The organism is Sphaerisporangium aureirubrum (assembly GCF_042658925.1).
Classification (GTDB): domain Bacteria; phylum Actinomycetota; class Actinomycetes; order Streptosporangiales; family Streptosporangiaceae; genus Sphaerisporangium; species Sphaerisporangium aureirubrum.
On record NZ_JBHSRF010000040.1, the window covers coordinates 1 to 23,399 of the forward strand.

16 protein-coding genes, 1 tRNA gene and 2 pseudogenes are annotated in these 23,399 nt (G+C 71.7%); 12 read left to right on the forward strand and 7 right to left on the reverse strand.

Going from position 1 to position 23,399, the window contains the following annotated elements:
- Window positions 1-1,077: 1,077 nt before the first annotated feature.
- Both ACFP1K_RS24070 and ACFP1K_RS24075 read right to left on the reverse strand, forming a co-directional pair.
- A pseudogene (locus ACFP1K_RS24070) lies at window positions 1,078-2,130 on the reverse strand (aminotransferase-like domain-containing protein); the annotation flags it as partial.
- 570 nt (window positions 2,131-2,700) lie between these two features.
- Window positions 2,701-2,982: pseudogene (locus ACFP1K_RS24075) on the reverse strand (GntR family transcriptional regulator); the annotation flags it as partial.
- A gap of 20 nt (window positions 2,983-3,002) precedes the next feature.
- Between ACFP1K_RS24075 and ACFP1K_RS24080 the strand changes: the two are divergent.
- The 9 genes from ACFP1K_RS24080 to ACFP1K_RS24120 all read left to right on the forward strand — a co-directional run bounded on the left by ACFP1K_RS24080 (window position 3,003) and on the right by ACFP1K_RS24120 (window position 13,180).
- The gene (locus tag ACFP1K_RS24080; protein WP_380757119.1) at window positions 3,003-3,632 is read left to right on the forward strand and encodes a pyridoxamine 5'-phosphate oxidase family protein; all 630 of its coding nucleotides are present in this window, start codon (window positions 3,003-3,005) and stop codon (window positions 3,630-3,632) included.
- 151 nt (window positions 3,633-3,783) lie between these two features.
- Window positions 3,784-5,499, forward strand: a complete 1,716-nt coding sequence (locus ACFP1K_RS24085; RefSeq protein ID WP_380757121.1) for a serine/threonine-protein kinase — start codon at window positions 3,784-3,786, stop codon at window positions 5,497-5,499.
- Window positions 5,500-7,170, forward strand: coding sequence for a hypothetical protein (locus ACFP1K_RS24090; RefSeq protein WP_380757123.1), 1,671 nt, complete (start codon window positions 5,500-5,502; stop codon window positions 7,168-7,170).
- Window positions 7,171-7,263: 93 nt separating this feature from the next.
- Window positions 7,264-9,387: a hypothetical protein gene (locus ACFP1K_RS24095; protein WP_380757125.1), complete on the forward strand. Its 2,124-nt coding sequence runs from the start codon at window positions 7,264-7,266 to the stop codon at window positions 9,385-9,387.
- Window positions 9,388-9,399: 12 nt separating this feature from the next.
- Window positions 9,400-10,386: a hypothetical protein gene (locus ACFP1K_RS24100; RefSeq protein ID WP_380757127.1), complete on the forward strand. Its 987-nt coding sequence runs from the start codon at window positions 9,400-9,402 to the stop codon at window positions 10,384-10,386.
- Window positions 10,387-10,512: 126 nt separating this feature from the next.
- Window positions 10,513-11,988 (forward strand): DUF2510 domain-containing protein, encoded by a 1,476-nt coding sequence (locus ACFP1K_RS24105; RefSeq protein WP_380757129.1) that lies wholly within the window; start codon window positions 10,513-10,515, stop codon window positions 11,986-11,988.
- Window positions 11,989-12,009: 21 nt separating this feature from the next.
- Window positions 12,010-12,606 (forward strand): oligoribonuclease, encoded by a 597-nt coding sequence (gene orn, locus ACFP1K_RS24110; RefSeq protein WP_380757131.1) that lies wholly within the window; start codon window positions 12,010-12,012, stop codon window positions 12,604-12,606.
- A gap of 73 nt (window positions 12,607-12,679) precedes the next feature.
- Window positions 12,680-12,755, forward strand: a tRNA-His gene (locus tag ACFP1K_RS24115).
- A 182-nt stretch (window positions 12,756-12,937) separates the two neighbouring features.
- Window positions 12,938-13,180, forward strand: a complete 243-nt coding sequence (locus ACFP1K_RS24120) for a helix-turn-helix domain-containing protein (protein WP_380757132.1) — start codon at window positions 12,938-12,940, stop codon at window positions 13,178-13,180.
- Between the two features lie 76 nt (window positions 13,181-13,256).
- Here the strand turns inward: ACFP1K_RS24120 and lat are convergent, their stop codons facing one another.
- Complete coding sequence (gene lat, locus ACFP1K_RS24125; protein WP_380757134.1) at window positions 13,257-14,555, reverse strand: L-lysine 6-transaminase; 1,299 nt, start codon at window positions 14,553-14,555, stop codon at window positions 13,257-13,259.
- 113 nt (window positions 14,556-14,668) lie between these two features.
- A complete protein-coding gene (locus ACFP1K_RS24130) occupies window positions 14,669-15,247 on the reverse strand; it encodes an HdeD family acid-resistance protein (RefSeq protein ID WP_380757136.1) in 579 nt (192 codons plus the stop codon).
- Between the two features lie 201 nt (window positions 15,248-15,448).
- On the opposite strand from ACFP1K_RS24130, the gene ACFP1K_RS24135 reads away from it, so the two are divergent.
- Complete coding sequence (locus ACFP1K_RS24135; protein ID WP_449329158.1) at window positions 15,449-16,651, forward strand: M20 metallopeptidase family protein; 1,203 nt, start codon at window positions 15,449-15,451, stop codon at window positions 16,649-16,651.
- A 19-nt stretch (window positions 16,652-16,670) separates the two neighbouring features.
- Here ACFP1K_RS24135 and ACFP1K_RS24140 read toward each other — a convergent pair whose 3' ends face one another.
- The gene (locus ACFP1K_RS24140) at window positions 16,671-17,987 is read right to left on the reverse strand and encodes an NTF2-like N-terminal transpeptidase domain-containing protein (RefSeq protein WP_380757138.1); all 1,317 of its coding nucleotides are present in this window, start codon (window positions 17,985-17,987) and stop codon (window positions 16,671-16,673) included.
- Between the two features lie 63 nt (window positions 17,988-18,050).
- Here ACFP1K_RS24140 and ACFP1K_RS24145 point away from each other — a divergent pair, with 63 nt between their 5' ends.
- Complete coding sequence (locus ACFP1K_RS24145; RefSeq protein ID WP_380757140.1) at window positions 18,051-18,902, forward strand: spermidine synthase; 852 nt, start codon at window positions 18,051-18,053, stop codon at window positions 18,900-18,902.
- Between the two features lie 71 nt (window positions 18,903-18,973).
- On the opposite strand, the gene ACFP1K_RS24150 is transcribed toward ACFP1K_RS24145, so the two are convergent.
- Both ACFP1K_RS24150 and ACFP1K_RS24155 read right to left on the reverse strand, forming a co-directional pair.
- On the reverse strand, window positions 18,974-20,467 hold the full coding sequence (locus ACFP1K_RS24150; protein ID WP_380757142.1) for an endo-1,4-beta-xylanase: 1,494 nt from the start codon (window positions 20,465-20,467) through the stop codon (window positions 18,974-18,976).
- 312 nt (window positions 20,468-20,779) lie between these two features.
- Window positions 20,780-21,571, reverse strand: a complete 792-nt coding sequence (locus ACFP1K_RS24155) for a class II aldolase/adducin family protein (RefSeq protein ID WP_380757144.1) — start codon at window positions 21,569-21,571, stop codon at window positions 20,780-20,782.
- Window positions 21,572-22,800: 1,229 nt separating this feature from the next.
- Between ACFP1K_RS24155 and ACFP1K_RS24160 the strand changes: the two genes are divergently transcribed.
- Window positions 22,801-23,391, forward strand: a complete 591-nt coding sequence (locus ACFP1K_RS24160) for a TIGR03086 family metal-binding protein (protein ID WP_380757147.1) — start codon at window positions 22,801-22,803, stop codon at window positions 23,389-23,391.
- Window positions 23,392-23,399: the final 8 nt, after the last annotated feature.

Here is a 23,399-nt window from a genome sequence, read left to right on the forward strand (position 1 = left end):
CCCCACCCCCCACCCGCCGGGCGCCCCCACGTCACGGCTCCCGGGCGACCTGCACCACTCGCCCCCCGCCGGGTGGCCCCCCACCTCGCGGCCCCGAAGGGGCGCCCCCACCCGCCTTGGGAGTGCCTCTAATCCGGCGCCGGGTCGGCGGGAAGTGGTACGGCGAACCCGGCGCCGCCGTACGGCGAGAAACCCGCTATAGGTGGCCGAACCGGGAAGATCGCCGTTAAGGGACCAACAACATCAACCCCCTGCCGGCTGGGGTGGATAGCCCCACCCGTCGTCGATTCCCACCATGTCGACATTGGCCCACCCGATTCCCGGCGCATCCAACACCGCACGGAAACGACACCCCCCAAGGGCGGGCGCCCACCGCGGACGGCAACCCTAACCGTGAACGCCATCCCGCCAACGCAGGTACCCCGGCGGACCCGATCACCATCGGGCTCCTGAACGCCGCGACCGCGCGACGCGAGACCAGGAGCAACTGACGTCAAACATCAACCCCGTTCCGGCTGGGGTGGATAGCCCCACCCGTCGTCGGTACCCACCATGTCGACATTGGCCCACCCGATTCCCGGCGCATCCAACACCGCACGGAAACGACACCCCCCAAGGGCGGGCGCCCACCGCGGACGGCAGCCCTAACCGTGAACGCCATCCCGCCAACGCAGGTACCCCGGCGGACCCGATCACCATCGGGCTCCTGAACGCCGCGACCGCGCGACGCGAGACCAGGAGCAACTGACGTCAAACATCAACCCCGTTCCGGCTCGGGTGGATAGCCCCACCCGTCGTCGGTACCCACCATGTCGACATTGGCCCACCCGATTCCCGGCGCATCCAACACCGCACGGAAACGACACCCCACGAGGGTGGGCGTCCGCGGGGGACGGCCACCGCGGACGCCACCGCGGACGCCACCGCAGGCGCCCGCCGCGGACGCCCGCCGCGGACGGCGTCCGCATCCGGCAGCACCACCGGTCCCTTGGGGCGGCGCCGGGACGGCGGGCCGTGGTACGGCGAAGCCGGCGCCGTCTGCGGTGGCCGGGCCGAAGCGTGGGGGATCGTGGCTGGTCAGGGGCGGTCGAGCAGGGTGGACAGGATGGTGCAGGCCTTGCGGACGTCGGGGAGGGAGGCTGAGCCGTAGCCGAGGACCAGGCCGTGTTCGTGGGGTGGGCCGTGGTGGTGGCGGGTGGTGGTGTCGAGGAGGACGCCGTGGGTGGCGGCGGTGGCGACCAAGGGGGCCACGCGGGGTTCGGGGAGGGGGAGGTAGACGTGGAGGCCGGCGGAGTCGCCGCGGATGCGGTCGCCCAGGACATCGACTATGGCGGCGCGGCGGCGGGCGTATTCCAGGCGCATGCGGCGGAGGTGGCGGTCCAGGTCGCCTCGGGCCAGCAAGGTCGACACCGCCTCCTGGACGGGGCCCGAGGTGCGGTCGTTCAGGCGGCGGCGTACGCGGGCGATCTCGTGCAGCAGGTCCGGGGGGGCGACCAGCCATCCGACGCCCACGTCCGGTGCCAGGGACTTGGACAGGGTGCCGAGCAGCACCACCCGGCCGGGGTCCAGGCCGTAGAGGGCGGGCAGGGGGGCCACGTCGTAGCGGAACTCGGCGTCGTAGTCGTCCTCGACGACGGTGGCCCCGGTGCGGCGGGCCCAGCCGAGCAGCATCTCCCGGCGCGGGATGGGCAGCCGGCCGCCCAGGGGGTACTGGTGCGCGGGGGTCGTGTACAGCACCCGCAGGCCGTCGGGCAGCCCGGCGGGGATCACGCCCTGCTCGTCCACCCGGCACGGCACCACCCGCCCGCCCCTGGCGGCGAACACCTCCCGGGCCACCCGGTACCCGGGGTCCTCCACGCCCGCCCCGTCCCCCGGCCGCAGCAGAGCCGCCGCGACCAGGTCGAGCCCGTGCGCCGTCCCCCGGGTCACCATCACGTTCTCCGGCCCGGCGGGCACGGCCCGCGCCCGCCGCAGATGCTCGGCCAGCAACTCCCGCAGCCGCGGCAACCCGTACGGGCTGGCCAGATCCGACGGCGGCCGCTCCCCCGCCGCCCGCCACGCCCGCCGCCACGCCGCCACGTCGTAGTACCGCACCCACGGCCGCCCCGGCCGCAGATCGATCGTCCCCGCCGGCACCGGCGTCTCCGACGCGCTGTACGGATCCGGCACCACCAGCCCGGCATGCTGCGCGGACGCCCCAGCGACCAGCGACCGCCCAGCACCGACCCAACCACCGACACCGACACCACCACCACCGGCAACGGCGGCACCAGCAGCACCGGCAGCACCGGCACCGGCACCGGTCCAACCACCGACACCACTACTGGCCCAACCACCGGCACCACCCACACCACCGGCACCACCCACACCACCGGCACCACCCACACCACCGGCACCACGACCGGCACCACCCACAGCACCCACACCACCGGCACCAGCACCACCGGCACCATGGGCAGCGGTGGCACCACCCACACCACCGGCACCACGACCGGCACCACCCACAGCACCCACACCACCGGCACCAGCACCACCGGCACCATGGGCAGCGGTGGCACCACCCACACCACCGGCACCACGCGCAGCACTCGCACCACGGGCACCACCCGCACCATTCGACGCGGGCGGCGTGCCGCAGGCGGGGGGTGCCGTGAAGGCGGGCCGGGTGGTGGGGGTGGGGATTTCGGCGACGTAGGTGCCGGAGCCGTGTCTGCCCTCCAGCCAGCCCTCGGCGTACATCTGCTGGAAGGCCTCGGTGACGACGGTGCGGCTGACGCCGAGGAGGGTGGCCAGGGTGCGGCTGGAGGGGAGGCGTTCGCCGGGGCGGAGGGCGCCGGTGCGGACGCCGGTGCGGAGCTGGTCGCCCAGTTGGACGGCCAGGGGGACGGGGGCGGTGCGGTCCAGGAGGAGGGGGAGGTCGATGGGGGCAGGCAAAGTGGTCTCCCGGAAGTGCTCGGGAGTGGACGTACACTTGGCGTCCACTTGGTCCTTACGGTAGCGGCATGCTCTCCACGACTCCTCGTACGACCCTCGGCCGCTCCAAGGACAGGGGCCGCACCGACCGAGCCGACCTCTACGCCGTGCTGGACGCCGGGCTCATCTGCCATCTCGGCGTCGTGCGCGACGGCGCCCCGATGGTGATCCCGACCGGGTACGGCCGGATCGGCGACACGCTCTACGTCCACGGCTCCACGGGGGCCTCCTCGCTGCGCATCTCGGGCGAGGTGTGCGTGACCGTGACCCATCTCGACGGCATCGTGCTGGCCAGGTCCGCCTTCCACCACTCCGTCAACTACCGGTCCGCGATGATCTACGGCACGGCCCGCGCCGTCGACGACCCGGACGAGCGCATGGCCGGCCTGCGCGCGGTGACCGAGCAGCTCGCCCCGGGCCAGTGGGACACCGTACGGCTCCCCGACCGCAAGGAGATGGCCAAGACCACGGTCGTGGCCATCTCGCTCGCCGAGGCGTCGGTGAAGGTCCGCCAGGGCCCGCCGAACGACGACGACGAGGACTACGCGCTCCCCGTCTGGGCGGGCGTGCTCCCCCTGCGGGTCGAATGGGGCACCCCCGTGCCGGACCCGAAGCTGGCACCGGGGATCGAGGTGCCGAAGCACATCGCCGAGCGCTGAGGTATCCGCGGGCCGGGCCGCCTTCCGGACGGAAATTGACTGGCGCCACGACAATCTGCCCAATATCCCGTTAAACGACACAAGGGCAGGTACGGCGTCGTTAAGCTTCGTTCTCGCCATGGGTGGGGGCCCGGCCACATAAGGAGACCGTATGGACGCCCACAGGGGGGAATGGCGAGTCCCCGGGTACACCGAGGTACGAGAGCTTGGAGTCGGTGGTTCAGGGCGCGTCGTGCTGGCGCGCTACGACGCGGACCAGACCCCGGTCGCCATCAAATACCTGTCCGACGAATTGCGCGCGGACCCCGGATTCATCGTGCGTTTCCGGCACGAGGCCCGTCTGCTGGAACTGGTGGACAGCCCGCACTCCGCCAGGTTCTACGAGTACGTGGAGTCCGACGGCGGCGCCGCGATCGTCATGGAGCTGGTCGACGGCGTGTCGCTGCGCGCGCTGCTCCGCTCGGAGGGCCCGACCGGCCCCGAGGCCGCGCTGACCCTGTTGAAGGGCGCGCTGCTCGGCCTCGCCACCGCGCATGCCAGCGGGGTGGTGCACCGGGATTTCAAGCCCGAGAACATCATGGTAGAGGCCAGCGGGCACAGCAAGCTGCTGGACTTCGGCATCGCCGTGCGGCCGGGCGACGGGGTCAGCGGCGCGGGCACCCCGCCGTACATGGCCCCCGAGCAGTGGGCGGGCGCGCCCGCCGGGCCGAGCACCGACGTGTACGCGGCCACCATCGTCTTCTTCGAGTGCCTCACCGGCACCCGGCCGTTCCAGTCGCGCAACGTCGCGGCGCTCGCCCGCCAGCACCAGTCCATGCCGCCCCCGGTGGAGCAGGTCCCCGCGCCGCTGCGCGGCCTCGTCGAGCGGGGCATGGCCAAGCACCCCGCCAACCGGCCCCCCACGGCGGACGCCTTCCTGGTGGAGCTGGAGGCCGTGGCCGCCGAGGCGTACGGCCCCGACTGGGAGGACCGCGGACGGCGCAGGCTGGCCGGGCTCGCGGCCCTGCTCGCCCTGCTGTTCCCGCTCGGCGGCGAGATCCCCGACGCCAGCACCTCCATGGCCGAGACCGACCTCGGCGGCGGGGTGAGCGGGGCGGCGCGCAAGCTGAGCATCAAGATCGTGGCCGGTGTGGCCGGGCTCGCGGTGGTCGCCGCGGTGACCGCCGTGCTGGTCGGCTCGCTCGGGGACCCGGACCTGCAGGCCCAGGAGACGCCGGTCACCCCCACACCGGCCGTCACCGAGACGATCGAGGACCCCTCGGCCGAGCCCGCCATCGACCAGCCGGTGGACCCGTCCGACAGCCCGAGCGACGCGCCGACCACGCCGGTGCCCGTCTCGTCGGCCGCCGCCCCGCCCACCGGCGCGGCGCCGACCTCGTCCGCCGCGGCCCCGCCGAAGCCGACCACCACCAAGAAGCCGCCCAAGTCGCCCATCGGCTCGGGCACGGCCAGCCCGTCGCCGAAGAAGTCCGGCGATCCCAAGTCCGACCCGGACGACCCGGACGTCGACAACGACCTGCCGTCGGGCAAGCCGAAGCCCAAGCCGACGACGCCTCCGCCGCCCCCGCCCCCCACCACCCAGGCGCCTACGCCGACGCGCACGCGGCCCTCGCCGCAGCCCTCGACCCCGACTCCCAGCGACACCCCGCGCGGCGAGTCCAGCGGGACGTCCCCCTCGCAGAGCTCCCCGCCGCCGAGGGGCGAGTCGGACGGCTCGGGTGACGGCGGCAGCCCTGCCCCCGACCCGGATCCCTCCACGCCGGGCGGCGACATCGGACTGCTCGCCGCCGGCCTGGTGACGACCGGCGCGGTTCCCGCCACACTTGTGCTGAGAAGGCGCATGGCGGGACGGCACCGGAGGCGGTAGATGCCCTATGGCGACGACACCGGACCGGGCGGTCCCGCCCCCGGGGCGGGCCGTCACAGCGGCTCCGACTTCCCCGCCGGCGTGAGAGGCCCCGGTTTTCCCTCCGGGACGGGCGGCCACGGGTTCCCTTCCGGCACGGGCGGCACCGGGGCGGGCGGTCCCACCGGTCCCACCGGCCCGAGCGGCCCCGCCGGGGGCGGCATGGGCGCCATCGCGGGGTACCGGCTCACCGGCCGGTACCGGAACGGCGACGCGGGTGTCTGGGTGGACGCCATCGCGCCGGACGGGGTGCGGGCCGGGGCGTTGCGGCTCGATCCCGGGGCCCTGGCCATTCCGGGGGCGCGGGAGCGCGTCGTGGCGGCGGTCACGGCGGACCGGCGGCTCGGGCAGAGCGGGCTCGGCGGCCTGATGCCGATCGACGACCTCGTCGCGGCCAGGGACGAGATCTGGCTGCTCACCGGCCGCCCGGGGACGCCGTCCCTCGAGGAGCTGATGAACGGGCGGCCCGGCTCCACGGGGCCGGACGCGGGCAGCGCGGCCACCGTGCTGGTCGAGACCGCGCAGACCCTGCTCGCGGTGCACGCGGCGGGACTGTCGCACGGCGCCCTGCGGCCCGGCACGGTCGTGATCGGCGAGGACGGCGCGACGGTGCTGGCCGAACGGGGACTGGCCGAGGCGCTGCGCGGCGAGCCCAACGACGCGCGGCGCGACGTCGCGGCCTGGGCGGTGCTGGCCCGCGCCCTCACGGCCTCGTGGGCCGCCGGCGACCCCCGGGCGGCGCAGTTGTTCGAGCGGGCGGCGGCGACGGCGTCCACGCACGGCCTGGGCGCCGCGCGGGACACCCTGCTGGAGGGCCGCGACCTGCTGCCGTCCGGCTTCACCACCCGGGAGCGGCTGGTCCGCACCATCCAGTGGTGGTCGGCGGGCGACGCGCCGACCCACGATCCCTCCCCCGCCCACGGGTTCGCCGCCGACTCCGGCGAAGTGGTCACCCTGCTCTACCAGCCCGGCACCTCCTCCGGCACCTACGGGGCCCCCGGCGCGTACGGCGCGGCGGGCGCCGCCGGAGCGGCGGCGGGCCTGGGGGCCGCGGGCACCGTCCCGGCGGGCGGGTCCGCCGCGAGCACGGTGCCGGCGGGCGGGCAGGCGTCCGGTGAGGGCATGCGGTTCGGCCCCGGCGTCCCGGCGGACACCGCCGCGGCGCAGATCTGGCGGTCCGGACGCGACCAGATGACCGTCTCCACCAAGGACCGGGCGTCCCGGCCCCGCAAGCGGCGGCGCGGCGGCGTCCTCGGCTCCGGGCTGATCTTCCTGCTGATCCTGGCGGCGGCCCTGTACCTGTGGTTCCAGCGCGGCGACCCGCTGGCCGTATCGGCGGTGGACGTCCGCGCCCCCAAGCCCAAGGGCTGCGACGTCACGCTGAACGTCGTCGGGGTGATCACCACCAACGGCTCGGCCGGGGAGGTCACCTACGAGTGGCTGCCCACCGGCCGCAAGCCGATCAGGCACACCGACACCGTGGAGTCGGGCAAGACGTCCCACCAGGTGAGCCTGGAGTGGGAGATCGGCGGCGAGGGCACCAAGAAGCTCACCGCCCGCCTGCGCGTGCTGTCCCCGATCGGCGACCAGGGTCCCCTGGAGGACAAGGCGACCTTTACGTATCGGTGCTGAAGGTTTACGCGGCGGCGTAAGAGGTTTCCCGGATGGGCGGACCGGCGCGGCGTCTTCATCATGAAGGCCGCGACGATCACACCAGGGGGGAACATGGACGTACTGCCCGCGCCGGCGAACGCCGAGTTGCCGGAGCCGACCAGTTACGAGGGACGCCACATCGTCCCGCTGGACGTCCGCCAGGAGGACTGGCTGGACTTCATCGGCATCAGCTACTGGATCGATCCGATCAGCTACGTGCAGGAGGGCACCTGCGCCCTGTCCTTCATCGAGGAGGAGCAGTTCGCCGGCGGGAAACCGTTCGAGCTGACCTGCGAGGTGTTCAACGAGCACGGCGGCCTGCAGACCCTGTCCCGCGACGGGGACGCCGATCCGCGCAACCCGGCGGCCCGGTCCTTCATGCTCATCCTGCGTGCCGGAGAGCCCGACCCGACCAGCGACCGGCTCGTCTGGACCGAGCAGGTGCCCGGCGACTCGCTGATGCTGCGGCTCAACTACGAAGGCAGCGTCGGAGTCAAGGATGTGGTGATCCGGCTGGAGTTCGGCGAGCCGGTTTCGCGGGCGCTCAACAAGCAGCGGCTGTGCTTCCGCCTCAAGCGCCGCCCGGTGACCTCCACCGACCTGCGGGCCCGCGACGAGGAGCGCCCCAAGGAGCGGACTCCCCTGATCTACCTGCACGGCTACGAGGACCCCGACACCGGCCAGGAGACGATCGGTGACCGCCTGCCGCCGTTCGCGCTGACCCACCAGCGCGTCGCCCGGGCATGGCCGGCCGCCCGCGACACCGGCTACTTCGACCCGGCGGTGTTCCCCAACGTGCCCGGCACGGGCGACCAGAACGTCCGCGCCGCGATGGCCCGGGCGGTCGCCGGGCTGGACGAGGCCACCGTGGCGCGGCAGCTCACCGCGGGCGGCCGTCTGGTGGTGCAGCGCACCGAGACCGGGGAGTACGGCTACCGGTTCCTGCCGGCGCCGCAGGCGTGCCGTCCCGGCCTGCTGCTGGTGGAGTACTACCGGCTGACGTCCTTCCCCGGGCGGTACGGCCCCGGGCGCACCGTCAAGACCTTCTCCCTGCTGCCGGGCGAGCGGACCAGCATCCGGGTCAGCACCTACAAGCGTTCGTCGCAGAGCCTGCAGAAGACCGCGTCGATCCTGGACGCCACCAACAGCGAGACAGAGAACGAGTTCGCCCGCACGGTGAACGCCGAGCAGTCCAACCAGGCCAACGCGGCCAACAGCCTGGAGTTCCGGGTCGAGGCCGAGGCGCAGGGCCAGGCGACGTGGGGCTGGGGCAGCGCCAGCGCCAAGGTCAGCGGCTCGGTGGCGGGCAGCACGTCCAGTGCCCGCGAGGAGTTCACCAAGAACCTCACCAACGCGGTGAGCAAGAACACCGCCCGCGCCTCCTCGCGGCGCGAGGTGCAGGTGGACACCAGCATCGATGTCAAGCTGGAGGAGGGCGAGGAGCAGGCGGTCGAGCGCACGCTGGAGAACATCAACGTCAGCCGCACGCTCAACTTCGTGTTCCGGCAGATGAACCAGGAGTACGTCACCCTGCTGCACCTGGTGGACGTGCGGGTGGCGTTCTTCAACGGCCACGCCGAGTCCCGCGACGAGGTCCCGCTGGCCGAGCTGGACCGGCTGCTCGCCGACTGCCTGCGTCCCGAGGCGATCCCCCAGGTCCGCGAGGAGGTGCACGCCGCGGTGCTGGCGATCACCGACCATCGCGGCGACAAGTGTCCCGGCTTCGTGCGGATGATCCAGCCGGACGGGGACGTCCCGGCGTACGCCCAGGTGAACCCGGACTTCACCTCCTCCGCCACCGGGCCGGACGGGCGCGAGCACACCGTGCCGGGGATCGTCGTCAGCACCGGCAGCCAAGTGCTGCGCACCGACGGGATCACCGTGGACTCCTACCTCGGCGCGGGCAGCGCGCTGGACGACTACTCCACCGGCCTCCAGACGCAGGCCGTCCAGGCGCGGGAGGCGGAGAACCGGGCCGCGCAGGCCGAGACGCGGCTGCGCAAGCTGGAGGCCGACCGGCTGGAGCTCGCCATGCGCATCGTCGCCGACAACGACACCGAGCGCGCCGCGCTGTTCCAGCGCCTGTTCGTGGTCCCGCAGATCGTCAACCAGATCGACCACGCCGCCGTCGCCGCCCGCCCCGCCGACCCGCTCCCCTCCGCCAACGGCCACTCATCCGCCACCCCGGCCTTGTGACGGGGCCGCCACATGGAACCGATGCCCCCGGGCAGGGGCGACAAGGGCGAGATCGAGGACCGGGTCACCGGCACCGGCGTGCTCGGCTCGGCGGTGCTCGTATCCGGCGCCACGGCGCTCGGCGGCCGGGCCGTGGAACACGAACCACAGGTGCTCGCCACGCCGGAGGACCCGCGCACACTGCGCGCCGGCGACCGGGTGCGGGTCGTCAACCCCACCTGGCGCCTCTACGGGCGGACCGGGGTGATCACGAAGCCGTCCGAATCCAAACCGGAGAAGATCTACGTGGCCTTCCAGGGCGAGGCGCTGCCCAACCGCTTCCTGCCCGCGGACCTGGAATTCGACATCAGGGACACCGCCGTGCGCCTCTACGGCGAGATCATGAAAAAGCATCCCGGCAACCGGTTCGTCCCCGGTCTTTACGAATTCCTTAAGTCCCTGACCGATGAGCAGTGGGCCCAGCTGCGGATCGGTGTGCCGCCGCGCTATATCGACCACATATGGCAGGTGTCCGGGGGCATCGCGCTGCGCCATACCCAGGACCCGTCCATCAAGAAAATGGTCATCGCCTGCGGCAACTCACCGCTGCCGGAGCGAGCGGCCAAGCTCAGCCATCCCAAGCACACGCCGGATACCTACACCATCGACCCGGAGATCGATCTGGGACCGACCCTGCTCGGGCTGTACGGCTCCGACCCCGTGCATCTGGCCTTCCTGCCGGGCAACTTCGATGTGGTCTTCATCGAGGGCCTGACGCTGCTGGACACCGTCGCCTCGTTCACGAAGGTGCCGTTCTTCCTGGAGGGGTTCCGTCATCTGCTGCGCGACGGCGGAATGGCGGCCTTCCCGATCGGGCCCAACGGGAAGACGGTGATGGTCTGGGCGATCAAGAAGGGCGAGTCGTTCCTCGCCGGCGACTACACCGAGCGGGAGGACTGGCGGGGGGCCGAGGTCACCCCTGAATGGCTGATGACGAAAGTTGCAGAGATCAACGGCTAGGAGCCGGTCGGCCGGGTGCGCGCGGTGCCGCGGTGAGCGGTGCCGGGCGGCCGGCGGTCTGCCTTGCGCGCATTCCCTGGCCTAGCAAATGCGCGAAAGAATCGGGATGTCACTATTCTGGCGGACATGACGCAGACCCCCGCCGGCTGGTACCCCGACCCGTACGGATCCCCCCAATTGCGTTGGTGGGACGGCACGCAGTGGACCGACGCCACGCATCCCATCGAGGGGACGCAAGGGCAGGGCCCGGTGTCGACGGGACAGTGGGCGCAGCCGGGCACCGGGCCGCAGCCTGCGCCCGGCTCCGGCCCCCAGGGACAACCGGCCCCTCCGCAGGGCACAGGCCCGCAGCAGGGCCCGCAGGACCCGGGCTCCTCGCCGTCCGCGCCGCAGGGACAGCCGTCCTTCCAGCCGGGCACCGGGCCGCAGCCGACCTTCTCCCCGAACCCGGGGGGCACCGGCGGGCCGGGCGGCACCGGGCCGTACCCGCAGCCGGGGACCGCCCAGTACGGCCAGCCCGGACAGCAGGGGACCGCCCAGTACGGGCAACCGGGACAGCAGGGGACCGGTCAGTTCGGCCAGCCCGGCCCTTACGGGCAGCCGGGCACCGGCCAGTACGGGCAGCCGGGGCCGGGCGGCACACCCTATGGCGGGCAGCAGGGCCCCGGGCCGTACGGCCAGCAGCGCACCGAGCAGTTCGGCGGCCCCGGGCTGCCCTCGTACAGCGGGCAGCCGACCCAGCAGCAGTGGGGCAACCAGGGCACCGCCCAGTTGCCGGGGGCCGACTTCGGCGCGCCGCCCCCGCCCAAGAAGAGCGGCCCGCTGCCCTGGGTGCTCGGCGGCGGGGCCGTGGTGATCCTCCTGGTGGTCGCGCTGGTCATCGGGCTCAGCCTCATCAACCGGGGATCCCCGACCGCGGGGCCGACACCGGAGCCGAGCGACATCGAGACGCTCGAACCGCTGGACCCGCAGGTCACCCCGCCCCTGGAGACGACCCCGCAGCCCTCGCCGTCCGGGTCGGGCGAGCTGCCGGCCGAGCTGGCGCAGCCCGACGGCGACACGATCAAGGACCCGCGCGCGGGCCTGTCGTTCTACTTCCCCGGGGGCCCGTTCACGGTGCCGACCTGGGCCGAGGTCAACGGCAACGGGCCGACCGACCCGCGCTTCCCGCGCTGGACCAGCGGCTACCAGGCCCCCTCGCAGGAGAACTACGACGGCCAGGGGAACAACTGGCTCGGCACGATCCTCGCGAGCAGGCTGCCCGAGTCGTTCGAGTACTCCGGGCCGCAGGATCTTCGTAAGACGACCGGTGAGGTGCTGCTGCGGTACGAGCCGGTCTTCTACAGCCCGCCGCACGAGCGCAAGGGCCTCAAGGACGAGGCCATCGACGTCAGCGGCAAGAAGGGCTGGGTGCTCCGCTTCCGGATGGACTTCACCGCGGAGTCCAAGAAGAACAAGTGGAAGTGGAAGACCGAGGAGGGCGCGATCGTGATCGTCGACCAGGGCCAAGGGCAGCGACCTTCCATGCTTTACGTCTCTGTACCCGACAATCTGGACACTTCGCTGATCGATCGCGTACTGGACTCTCTCAAGGCCTCGTGACCGGGCACTACGCTGGGCATCATGAGTGACCTGTTGGTCTGGATCGACTGTGAGATGACCGGGCTCGATCTCGGCCGGGACGCGCTCGTCGAAGTGGCGTGCGTCGTCACGGACGGCGATCTGAACCAACTGGACGAAGGCCTGGACGTGATCATCAAACCGCCCAGGGAGGCGCTGGAGCAGATGTCGGAGGTCGTGCGCCAGATGCACACCGCCTCCGGCCTGCTCACCGCCCTGGGCGACGGCGTCACGCTGGCCGAGGCCGAGGCCATGGTCCTCGACTACATCCGCCTGCACGTGGCCGAGCCCAAGAAGGCGCCGCTGTGCGGCAACTCCATCTCCACCGACCGCGCGTTCCTCGCCAGGGACATGCCCGCGGTGGACGCCTTCCTGCACTACCGCATGGTGGACGTCTCGTCGGTGAAGGAACTGGTCCGCCGGTGGTACCCCCGGGTGTACTTCGCCTCCCCGGCCAAGCAGGGGGGCCACCGGGCGCTGGCCGACATCACCGAGAGCGTGCGCGAGATGCGCTACTACCGCGCCGCCGTCTTCGTCCCCCAGCCCGGCCCCGACTCGGCCACCGCGCGGGAAGTGGCGGAGGCCATAACCGGATCTTGACCGGTGGCGTCCTCAGAACCCCCCAAAGCCCGCTACACTCTTCTTTGTGCCGCGGCGAACAAGCCAGGCCGTGGTGGGTGTAGCTCAGTTGGCAGAGCGCCAGGTTGTGGTCCTGGATGTCGTGGGTTCAAGTCCCATCACTCACCCCACAAGGGATGGCCGGTCCTATAGGACCGGCCATCGCCCTTTTCCAGGATGTTTCGGAAAAACACCCTTTCTGCGGCGGCATGCACCCAAAGGCGGGATCAGCGGGCTATGCTCGCACCGAACCGCTACGCCGCAGGCGCGGGGGGCTCGGCGATCTGACAATGTTCGTGCCACCGGAGGCCGGATGAGTGTCGATGACGCCACGCACGAGGAGCACGCGCACGCTGGGTTGAGTAAACGCGAAGCAGAGGTGATGGAGCTGATCGCGACTGGTCACTCGAACGGCGAGATAGCCCAGCGGCTATTCCTGAGCGAGAAGACCGTGAAGAACCACGTCAACCGCATCTACTCGAAACTCGGCGCCGACTGCCGCATGACCGCGATAGGTCTGTGGCGGGGGGACGCGCCGGGAAGGTCGCACGCCTAGCCCACCCAGGCGGACCGGCGCACAGGGGACGGCGCCGGTACCGGAAGGGGGCCGGGCGGCGATGCCGACGACCGTTTCAGGCGGGTACGGTCATCGGACTGGCCAGCGCGGACAGCGTCCGCGTCATGGCCGCCAGGCCGTGGTCGATCTCCTCGGCCGTGATCGACAGGGCGGGACGGAAGCGCACGGTCCGTTCACCGCCCGGCAGCACCAGCACCCCGTGATCGTCACGCAGGGCGGCGATGAACCCGTCCCGGCCGGACGGCACGTCGAACGCGCACATCAGGCCGCGGCCCCGCGGATGGAGCACGTGCCGGGGGAACGACTCCTGGAGCCGCCGCAGACCGGCCAGCAGGCGCTCGCCGAGCGGCCCGGCGCGGGCGATCAGGCCGTCCCGTTCGATGATCTCCAGCATCCGCCGCGAGCGCACCATGTCGGTCAGGCCGCCGCCCCAGGTGGAGTTGATCCGCCCGCTGACCTGGAACACGTTGTCCGGCACGTCGTCGACCCTGCGCCCGGCCATGATCCCGCCGACCTGCACCTTCTTGGCGAACGCCACCACGTCCGGCGCGAGCCCGAGCTGCTGGTAGGCCCAGGCGGTGCCGGTGATGCCGACGCCGGTCTGCACCTCGTCCAGCACGAACAGCGCGTCGTGCTCGTGGCAGAGCCGCTGGACGGCCTGGAGGAACTCCGGCCGCATGTGGTTGTCGCCGCCCTCGCCCTGGATGGGCTCGGCGATGAAGCACGCGATGTCGTGCGGGTGGCGGGCGAACGCCGCGCGGGCCTGCGCCAGCGCCCGCTCCTCGGCCGCCTCCACGTCGCCGTGGTGCAGGGCGGGGACCTCGACGCGCGGCCAGCCGAAGACCGGGAATCGGTCGGTCTTGACCGGGTCGGTGTTGGTGAGTGAAAGGGTGTAGCCGCTGCGGCCGTGGAAGGCGCGGGTGAGGTGCAGCACCTTGGTGCCGAGGGCGCGGGAGCGGCCCCTGGCCTCGTTGTGGCGGCTCTTCCAGTCGAACGCGCACTTCAGGGCGTTCTCCACGGCCAGCGCGCCGCCCTCGACGAAGAACAGGTGGGGCAGCGCGGGGTCGCCGAGGACGCGGGCGAAGGTGTCGGCGAAGTCGGCGAGGTGGGCGGTGTAGAGGTCGGAGTTGGCCGGCTTGTTGGCCGCGACCCGGCCGAGCAAGGCGACGAACTCCGGGTCGTCGTCGAACGGATTCACCCCGAGGGGGGCCGAGGCGAAGAAGGTGTAGAAGTCCAGATAGCTTCTGCCGGTGCGCGCGTCCACCAGCCAGGACCCGTGGCTGCGTTCCAGATCCGGCTCCATGTGGTAGCCGTCGATGAGCAGATGCCGGGACAGGCGGTCGAGTGCGCTCATGGCGCCTCCTAGGGGTGTCGGACGCTACACCGACAACCTTCCCGAATTGACGGTTTCTATATGCATATCTTCCGGTTACTCCGCGAACGGGGCGATGATTTTTCCGGTGACGCTCAGGCGACGCGCGGAGCGGTGCCCGCGGCCCCCTTGTGGCGCACGCCGTGGATCCGGTACGCCAGCACCAGTAGCGCGCCGCCGTACACGATCGCGAAGATGCCGATCAGCCAGGTGAGCGCCAGGGCGCCGGACGCCGGCCAGAGGAACATCAGGATCCCGAAGAGGACCGCGAGCCCGCCGTAGACGACGTACATCCACTCGGTCTCGCCGCTGCTGCGCCGCCGGAGCGCCGCGACGATCTCGGTGACGCCGACCACCACCGCGTAGGCCGCGATCAGCATCAGCAGGGCGAACGTCGTGATGCCCGGCCACAGCCAGGCGGCCACCCCGGCCACGATGCCGAGGATCCCCGACGCGATCGCCCACGGCTTGGAGTCCTCCGGGTCGCCGCCGCGCACCGCGCCGACCAGGGTGATGACCCCGCTGACCACGGCGAACACGCCGAACAGCACCACCAGCGTCATCAGGGTGATCAGCGGCCAGAAGATGGCCAGGATGCCGAACAGCACGGCTGCCGCGCCGCGCACCGCGTAACTCCACCAGTGACGGGTGGTCTCCTCCGCTACCAGTCGCATGTCGTCCCCCTCCCAGAGGCGTCCGGGAAACCGGGCGAAACCCATTAATCTCCCGATTTCGGTTCTATCCGCTTAGAACACGACAGCAGACCAACTGAGGGTCAAATGCTGCTCACCTCCTCGAAGGGGGACAGCGACCGGGGAACCTGGCAGTATGCGAGAACAGCACCCCGTGACCGGATCCAGGAGGCGATCAACGCGATGCCGGTGTCACTTCGCGAAGCGGCCGACGACATCCACGACGAGCTCGTACGGCTGCGCCACGCCCTGCACCGCGAGCCGGAACTCGGCCTGGAACTGCCGAGAACCCAGGAGAAGGTGCTCGCGGCGCTGGACGGGCTCCCGCTGGAGGTGACGACCGGCAAGGGACTCAGCTCGGTCACCGCTGTGCTGCGCGGAGGCCTGCCGGGGCCGGCGGTGCTGCTGCGTGGCGACATGGACGCGCTGCCCCTCACCGAGCGCGGCGGCGGGCCGGTGACGTCCGAGATCCCCGGGGCCATGCACGCCTGCGGGCACGACCTGCACACCACGATGCTGGCCGGCGCCGCCCACCTGCTGTCGGCGCGGCGCGACACCCTCGCCGGGGACGTGGTGTTCATGTTCCAGCCCGGCGAGGAGGGCTCGGGCGGCGCGAAGTTCATGATCGAGGAGGGCGTGCTGGACGCCGCCGGGCGGCGGCCCGTCGCCGCGTACGCCCTGCACGTGATCAGCTCGGTGCTCCCGGCGGGCGTCTTCGTCAGCCGGCCCGGCCCTATCATGGCCGCGGCCGACCGCCTGGTGGTCACCGTCCGCGGCTCCGGCGGCCACGGCTCCATGCCCCACCACGCCAACGACCCCATCCCCGCGGCCTGCGAGATGGTCACCGCCCTGCAGACCATGGTCACCCGCGGCTTCGACGTCTTCGACCCCGTCGTCGTCACGGTCGGCAGCTTCCACGCCGGCACCGCCGACAACATCATCCCCGAGGAGGCCCGCTTCGAGGCCACCCTGCGCTCGTTCTCCGTGGCCGCCCACGAGCGCATCCTCGCCCGTTCGATCACCCTGCTGCGCGGCATCGCCGCCGCGCACGGCCTGGAGGTCGAGGCCGAGTTCGACGCCGGCTACCCCGTCACCGTGAACAGCGCCGCCGAGGTCGGCTTCGCCGCCGGCACCATCCGCGAGGTCTTCGACGAGAACCGCTACATCGAGTCCCCCCAGCCCTTCACCGGCGCCGAGGACTTCAGCTTCGTCTGCCACGAGATCCCCTCGGCCTTCATCGCCCTCGGCGCCTGCCCGGCCGACCTGGACCCCGCCAAGGCCGCCTACAACCACTCCCCCGAGGCCCGCTTCTCCGACGCCACCCTCCCCACCGGCGCCGCCCTGTACGCCGAACTCGCCACCCGCCGCCTGAGCCGCACCACCTGACCGGCCCGCCGCCCTTCGCTCACAGGGCCCGCAGGAAGCGGGCCGCGGCGGGGGCCGCGGAGCCGGGGCCGCCGTGCTCGACGAAGACGGCGAAGGCGAGGTCGCCGCGGTAGCCCACGAACCAGGCGTGGTCGTTGCCCGAGGCGGCGGGGGCGGTCCCCGACCTTGCGGAGACGCCGGTGGGGAGGCCCTCGCCGGCGGCGGCCGGGGTGATCATGGTGCGCAGCAGGACGGCCAGCGGGTCGGACAGGCGCTTGGGCCTCGGGCCGCCGATGCCCTCCAGGCGGGTGACCGCGCGTTCCGACATCAGGCGCGGCGGGCGCCAGGTGCCGTTCTGCGCGGCGGCGGCCAGCAGGGCCATGCACAGGGGGGTGGCGGTCACCGAGGCCCGTGAGCCGCCCCCTGCGGGCTCCCGGGCCGAGCCGCACCGGCCGCCGAGGCCCGACTTGAAGCGGGCGCCGAAGCCGAAGTTGTCCCGCAGCGTGGCCGGCTCGGCGACCGTCTCGAAGGCCGGGCCCGGCGGGTACTGCGCGGAGAACGCCCCCTGCCTCGGCAGCCGGTCGGCCACCGCCAGCACCTCGCCCGTGGACGGCCGCACCGCGACAATCGCGGCGGGACGGTCGACGCCGTCCAGGGCACGGTCGGCCGCCGCCTCGGTCCACCAGTCCAGGGTGGTGCGCAGGCGGCGCTCCAGCGGCGGGCGGAACACCACCAGCCGCCGCGGGCGACCGGCCGCGGGCACCGCCTCGATGGCCCAGCCGGACGGCGGGGTCTCGTCCAGGTCGTCGATCTCCCCCACGAGGTCATCGAAGTAGGTCTCCGCGCCGCTGTCCTGCGGCAGCGCCCGGCCCTGCCGGGTCAGCAGCTCCGTCCCCGGCACGGTGATCTCCGCCAGCCGCAGCCGCTCGCTCGGCGCCACCCCGGGGGTCAGCGTGGACGGCGTCCAGATGACCTTCCACTCGCCGTCCCGCACCGCCAGGTGCAGGACCCCGGAGAACCGCCACTGGCCGAGCTCCCCGATCTGCCTGACCCCGCTGAACGGCATGTCCGCCGACCGTTCGCCGCGCCGCACCACCGTCCCCGGGGTCAGCTTCACCGAGATGATCTGCAGCTCGGCGGTGAGCCGGCGGTGCTGCTCGGCGAAGTCCCCCGGCGGCGCGGCCACCCGGTCCCGCATCCCCTCCAGGTCGTCCGCGGCCCACGAGCCGAGGTACGCCTTCCCCACCGCCTCGGGGGTGCCGTGCACGCGGCGGGCGTCCACGATGAGGGCCACAACGGCCGCCGTGACGATGACAAGCGTCACCACAATGAGGACGAACACTCCGCGGCGACGCATACCGTACTCCCAAGGATGCCGGGGATGGCACAACCGGATATACCAGAAGCAAAAGGAGACCGTGTGGCCAAGCGCAAGGTCGAGGCGGCACCCATGCCCGGCCGCTACCCGGTGACGCAGGGCGAGGTGGAGCTGCTACGCGACCTCGACCGGCCGGGCGGCTGGCTGCTCACCATGTCCGGAGTCCCCCAGTCCTACGTCGATCTGGACGATCCGACCTACCTGGACTTCGAGTACGTCCGGCTGATGGCCGACGTCATCGACTCCCTCCAGGAGGGTCCGCTGGACGCCGTGCACGTGGGCGGCGGCGCCTGCACGCTGCCTCGCTACATCGCGGCGACCCGCCCCGGCTCCCGGCACATCGTGATCGAGCCGGACGCGGCGCTGGTGGAGCTCGTGCGCGATCAGCTCCGGTTGTCGTCGGTACCCCGGCTGAAGGTGCGCGTGACCGGCGGGCGCTCCGGCGCGGCGGGCCTGCGCGACGCGTCGGCCGACCTGATCCTGCTGGACGCGTTCACCGGGGCGACCATCCCGGTGGAGCTGGTCACCGCGGAGTACATGGCGGACCTCACCCGTGTGCTCAAGTCCTCCGGCACCCTGCTGATCAACATCGCGGACGGCAAGGGCCTGGGTTTCGCCCGCAGAATGGCCGCCACGGTCCGCGGCACGTTCCGCCACGTGGCCCTGCTCGCCGAGCCCGGCGTGCTGCGGGGGCGCCGGTTCGGCAATCTGATCGTCGTGGCGTCACCCGCCCCGCTGCCGGTGGCCGTGCTGGCCCGCAAGGCGGCGGGCGGGCTCACCCAGTCCCGTTACGTGGGCGAGAACGACCTGGTGAACTTCATCGCGGGCGCGTCCCCGATCAGGGACGGCGACCCGGTGATCGCACCCGTCCCCCCGCCCGAGCTGTTCACCTGATCCCCCCACGGGCCGTGGCCCGGCACCCCCTCACGCGGGGGTGCCGGGCCACGGTGTGACGCGGATGAGGGCTACGCCCGGGTCCACCGCTGGGTGGACTGGCCGTTGCAGCTCGCGACGGTCACGCCGGAGCCGTTACCCGTGCCGGTGACACTGAGGCACAGGCTGTTGGCGTTACTGGTGACAGTGCCGTTGGAGTTGAACGTCCACTTCTGGTTGGAGTTGCCGTGGCAGTCGTAGAGCTGGATGCGGGTGCCGGAGCCTCCGCCGGTCGGCACGTCCAGGCACTTGTTCATCGTCACAAGCCGGCTGGAGCTGTCGTAGGTGAAGCTCTGGTTGGGGTTGGTGTGGCAGTCGTAGACCTGGAGCTGGGTGCCGTTGGCGGTGGCGCTGTTGGGCGAGTCGACACACCTGCCCGCGCTCTCGTTGCGCAACCGGAAGGTGCCGCCGGACGTGGGCGTCACGGTGGGGGTGACGGTCGGCGTCACGGTCGGCGTGACGGTCGGCGTGACGGTCGGGTTCGGGTTCGCGGCGTTGAGCGCGGCCAGGACCGAGTCGTAGGCCGGTTTCTTGTTGTTGCCGCTGAACAGGAGCGGGGTGTCGCCCGAGCGCCAGGAGTCCTGGTCGCGGACGCCCCAGACGGTGATGCCGTTGCAGCGGGGGACGGCGAGGCAGTCGTTGGTGACGGCTGCGTAGGTCTGGGCCGAGGCGCCCTGGATGTCCAGCTCGGTGATCTGGACGTCGACGCCGAGGGCGGCGAAGCTGGAGATGGTGGTGCGGAAGTTGCTGTTGTAGGGGCTTCCGCTGTTGAAGTGCGCCTGCAGGCCCACGCAGTCGATCGGGACGCCGCGCTGCTTGAAGTCGCGGACCATGTTGTAGACGCCCTGCGTCTTGGCCGCGGTCCAGTTGTCGATGTTGTAGTCGTTGTAGCAGAGCTTGGCGGCCGGGTCGGCGGTACGCGCGGTGCGGAACGCCACCTCGATCCAGTCGTTGCCGGTCGACTGCAGGTTGGAGCTGCGACGGCCGCCGCCACCACCGTCGGCGAAGGCCTCGTTGACGACGTCCCAGGCGTAGATGTTGCCCCGGTAGTGGGCCATCACGCCGTTGATGTGGTCGATCATCGCCTGGCGCAGGGTGCTGCCGCTGAGGGACTGCATCCATCCGGGCTGCTGGGAGTGCCAGGCCAGCGTGTGGCCCCGGACCCGCTTGCCGTTCTGCCTGGCCCAGTTGAAGACCCGGTCACCGTTGGTGAAGTTGAACTGCCCCCGGTTCGGCTCGGTGGCGTCGATCTTCATCTCGTTCTCGGCGGTCACCATGTCGAACTCACGGTTCGCGATCGTGGTGTACGCCGAGTCACCGAGCTTGCCCGAGGCGATGGCGGTACCGAAGTATCGCCCGCTCTGCTGCGCCGCCGCACCGAGCGTGCTGGCGGCACTGGCCGGGGCGGCGGTGATGCCCACGACCATGCCGGCGGCGAGGGCACCGACCGCACCGATGACGAGCGCGTTCTTGACGCTGAAGAGGCGCCTACCGCCTCTGCCGCTGGGGGCGGCGTTGTCGATCATTTCTGGTTCCTCCAGTGGAACACCAATCGGGGAGGGGACGTGGAGGCGATCACCGGCAGATCACAGCGGCACTTACGGCCACGGCGACCTGCGATGGGAGCGCTCACAACCGGTTGGGGACGGAAGGTCTCCACATGCGGCCCAAGTCTGAGCATGATCCCGAAAGGTGTCAATAAATCACCAAAATGTTTCGGGTACCCACTCCGCCGCTACCAGACCGAATCACCCTGACCTGCGCGTTTGGCCGAAACTTTCGGGGAAACCGAATGTTAGTTTCATCGCCGGCCCTCGGATCGACCGCCGGACGGGACGTCAGTCGAACAGGTCCGGGTCGGTGCGGCAGATCTGGTCGTACAGCGGCTGGAAGTTGATCCAGCCGACCAGTCCGTTGCCGATCTGGCCGTGGGTCAGCTTGGCGTTCTCATGGGTGATCGGGACGACCTGCCCCGCCGCCTTGGCGAGCAGCTGCGCCTGGCACGACCGCTCCATCGTGATGAACCACCACGCGGCGGCGTCTACCGAGTCCCCCACGGTGAGCAGCCCGTGGTTGCGCAGGATGACCGCCTTGTGCGACCCCAGGGCCCGGGCGATCCGCCGCCCCTCCTCGGTGTCCAGCACCACCCCGGTGTAGTCGTCGAACAGCCCGTGGTCCTCGTAGAACGCGCAGGCGTCCTGCGTCAGCGGCTCCAGCATCTGCCCGAGCGACGACAGCGCCTTCCCGTGCACCGAGTGACTGTGCGCCGCCGCCACCGCGTCCGGCCGCGCCTGGTGGATCATGGAGTGGATGGCGAACGCCGCCTGGTTGACCGGCCGCCTCCCCTCCACGACCTCCCCATGATGATTGACCAGGATCAGATCGCTGACCCGCACCTGCCTGAAGCTCATCCCGAACGGATTGACCCAGAAGTGATCCGGATGCTCCGGATCCCGCGCCGTGATGTGCCCCGCCACCCCTTCCTCGAACCCGAACCGCCCGAACAGCCGCAACGCCGCCGCCAGCCGCTCCATCCGATGCCGCCGCTCCGCAGCCACGTCATCGAACTTCTGTGGAAACCGGAACTCCAACGACTCACTGGGAACGGGCCGCAGGTCCGAGAGACTCATAAATTTCTCCTCACCGCGCCGAACTTCCGTCGGTTACCGCCGAGTATGCCCGCAACCTCCCACCCCGTACTACCCCCCGCAACCCGTCCACCCTCGCCACCTTCACCACTCCCACCCCCCCACCACCTTCACCACTCCCACCCCCCCACCACCTTCACCGCTCCCACCACCTTCACTGCTCCCACCACCTTCGCTGCCCCCGCCGTCCCGCAGATCGTCTATAACCGGCGCCGATACGGCGGGACGTGGTACGGCGAATCCGGCGCCGCCGTACGGCGGACAACCCGTGGCGTGTGCGGCGCCAATGAAATGGTCCTCGCGGGAGGCCGCGCTCCGCGCGAAGGGCCGCAAGGGCTGTGCTCATGCGGGGGACACCCCCGCACCCCCGGGTCCTGCCGGGCTCATGATGCTCCACCGCGACGCGCTCCGCCGGGCCGGTGCCCCGCCGTACGACGGCGCCGTGTTCGCCGTACCACGTCCCGCCGACCCGGCGCCGGTAAGACGAACCCGACGAGGCGACGGGGCTCCCGGGCACCGAGGCTCCCGGGCACCGAGGCTCCCGGGCACCGAGGCTCCCGGGCACCGAGGCTCCCGGGCACCGAGGCTCCCGGGCACCGAGGCTCCCGGGCACCGGGGCTCCCGGGCACCGGGGGCACCGGCTTACGGCGGACAACTCGTGGTGTACAGCAGCAGAGAAATAGTCCTTGCCAGGGGCGCGCTTCGCGCGGAAGGCGCAAGGGCTGTGCTCATGCGGGGGACACCCCCGCACCCCCGGGTCTTGCCGGGCTTACCGTGACCCATCCAGTCGCAAGATCGCCATGGAGCGTCACGAACCGAAACATCGCACGGGTAAGCCCCGGATGACATCGCTTTTCGAGCGGGCTCCGGGGCACAGCCGTTTCTGGAGCGACCACGCTCTCTCGGCCTGGCTTCCCCGCCATCCGGACCTCAGCCCGGACGGGCACCGTCACGGCGGCCGTGCTGCGGCCGGCGACTGTCGGGACGCCACCTACGAACGTAGACGAGCCAGCGGGCCGCTCCGCGCTCGTCAGCCCCCCATCCCGGTCGCCGATCCCATGGACGGCGCCGCGACGGCGGAACCGTAGGGCGGCGAGATCCGGCATCGCTGTACACGCCCCAGGTGGCACCCGCGCCCCTAAGGGGATAGGCGGACGCGCCCCCCGTTCCTATCCTGCTGGAGGATCATCGCGAACGGCGAAGGGGGCGGCATGGACATGAGCGACGGGCTCAAACTGATGGCCGAGGCCCACGACTACCTCCGTGCGGTGACGCGCGGCGTCCCGGAGCACCGCTGGGGCGCCCCCACCCCATGTGCCGAGTGGACCACTCGCCAGGTTCTGAACCACGCATGCCTCGCCCAGCTCGCCTACGTCCACGCCTTCGAGGGCCCCGAGAGGCGAGTGAACCCCTTCGACCCGCCGGACGCCTTCGACGCACCCCCTGCCGACGCCCTCGACGAGGCGATCGCCAGACTCAACGCGGCCTGGGCATCCCTGCCCTCCGACGCCGCCGACGCCCCGACCCCGTTCGGCAGAGTGCCCATCTGGCTCGCCGCCGGCGCCCCCGCCATGGACGCCGCCGTCCACGCCTGGGACATCGCCAGGTCCACAGCCCAGCCCCTCCCCCTGTCCGACGACCTCGCCGACCGCATCATCCCGGTCGCCGAACACCTCGTCCCCCCGATGCGCGACACCCTCCGGCTCTTCGCCCCCGCCCTCCCCTCCCCTGCCACCGCCTCCCCCACCACTCGCCTCCTCCACTACCTGGGCCGCACCCCCACCTGGTCCCCCGCACACTGACCCGAGCC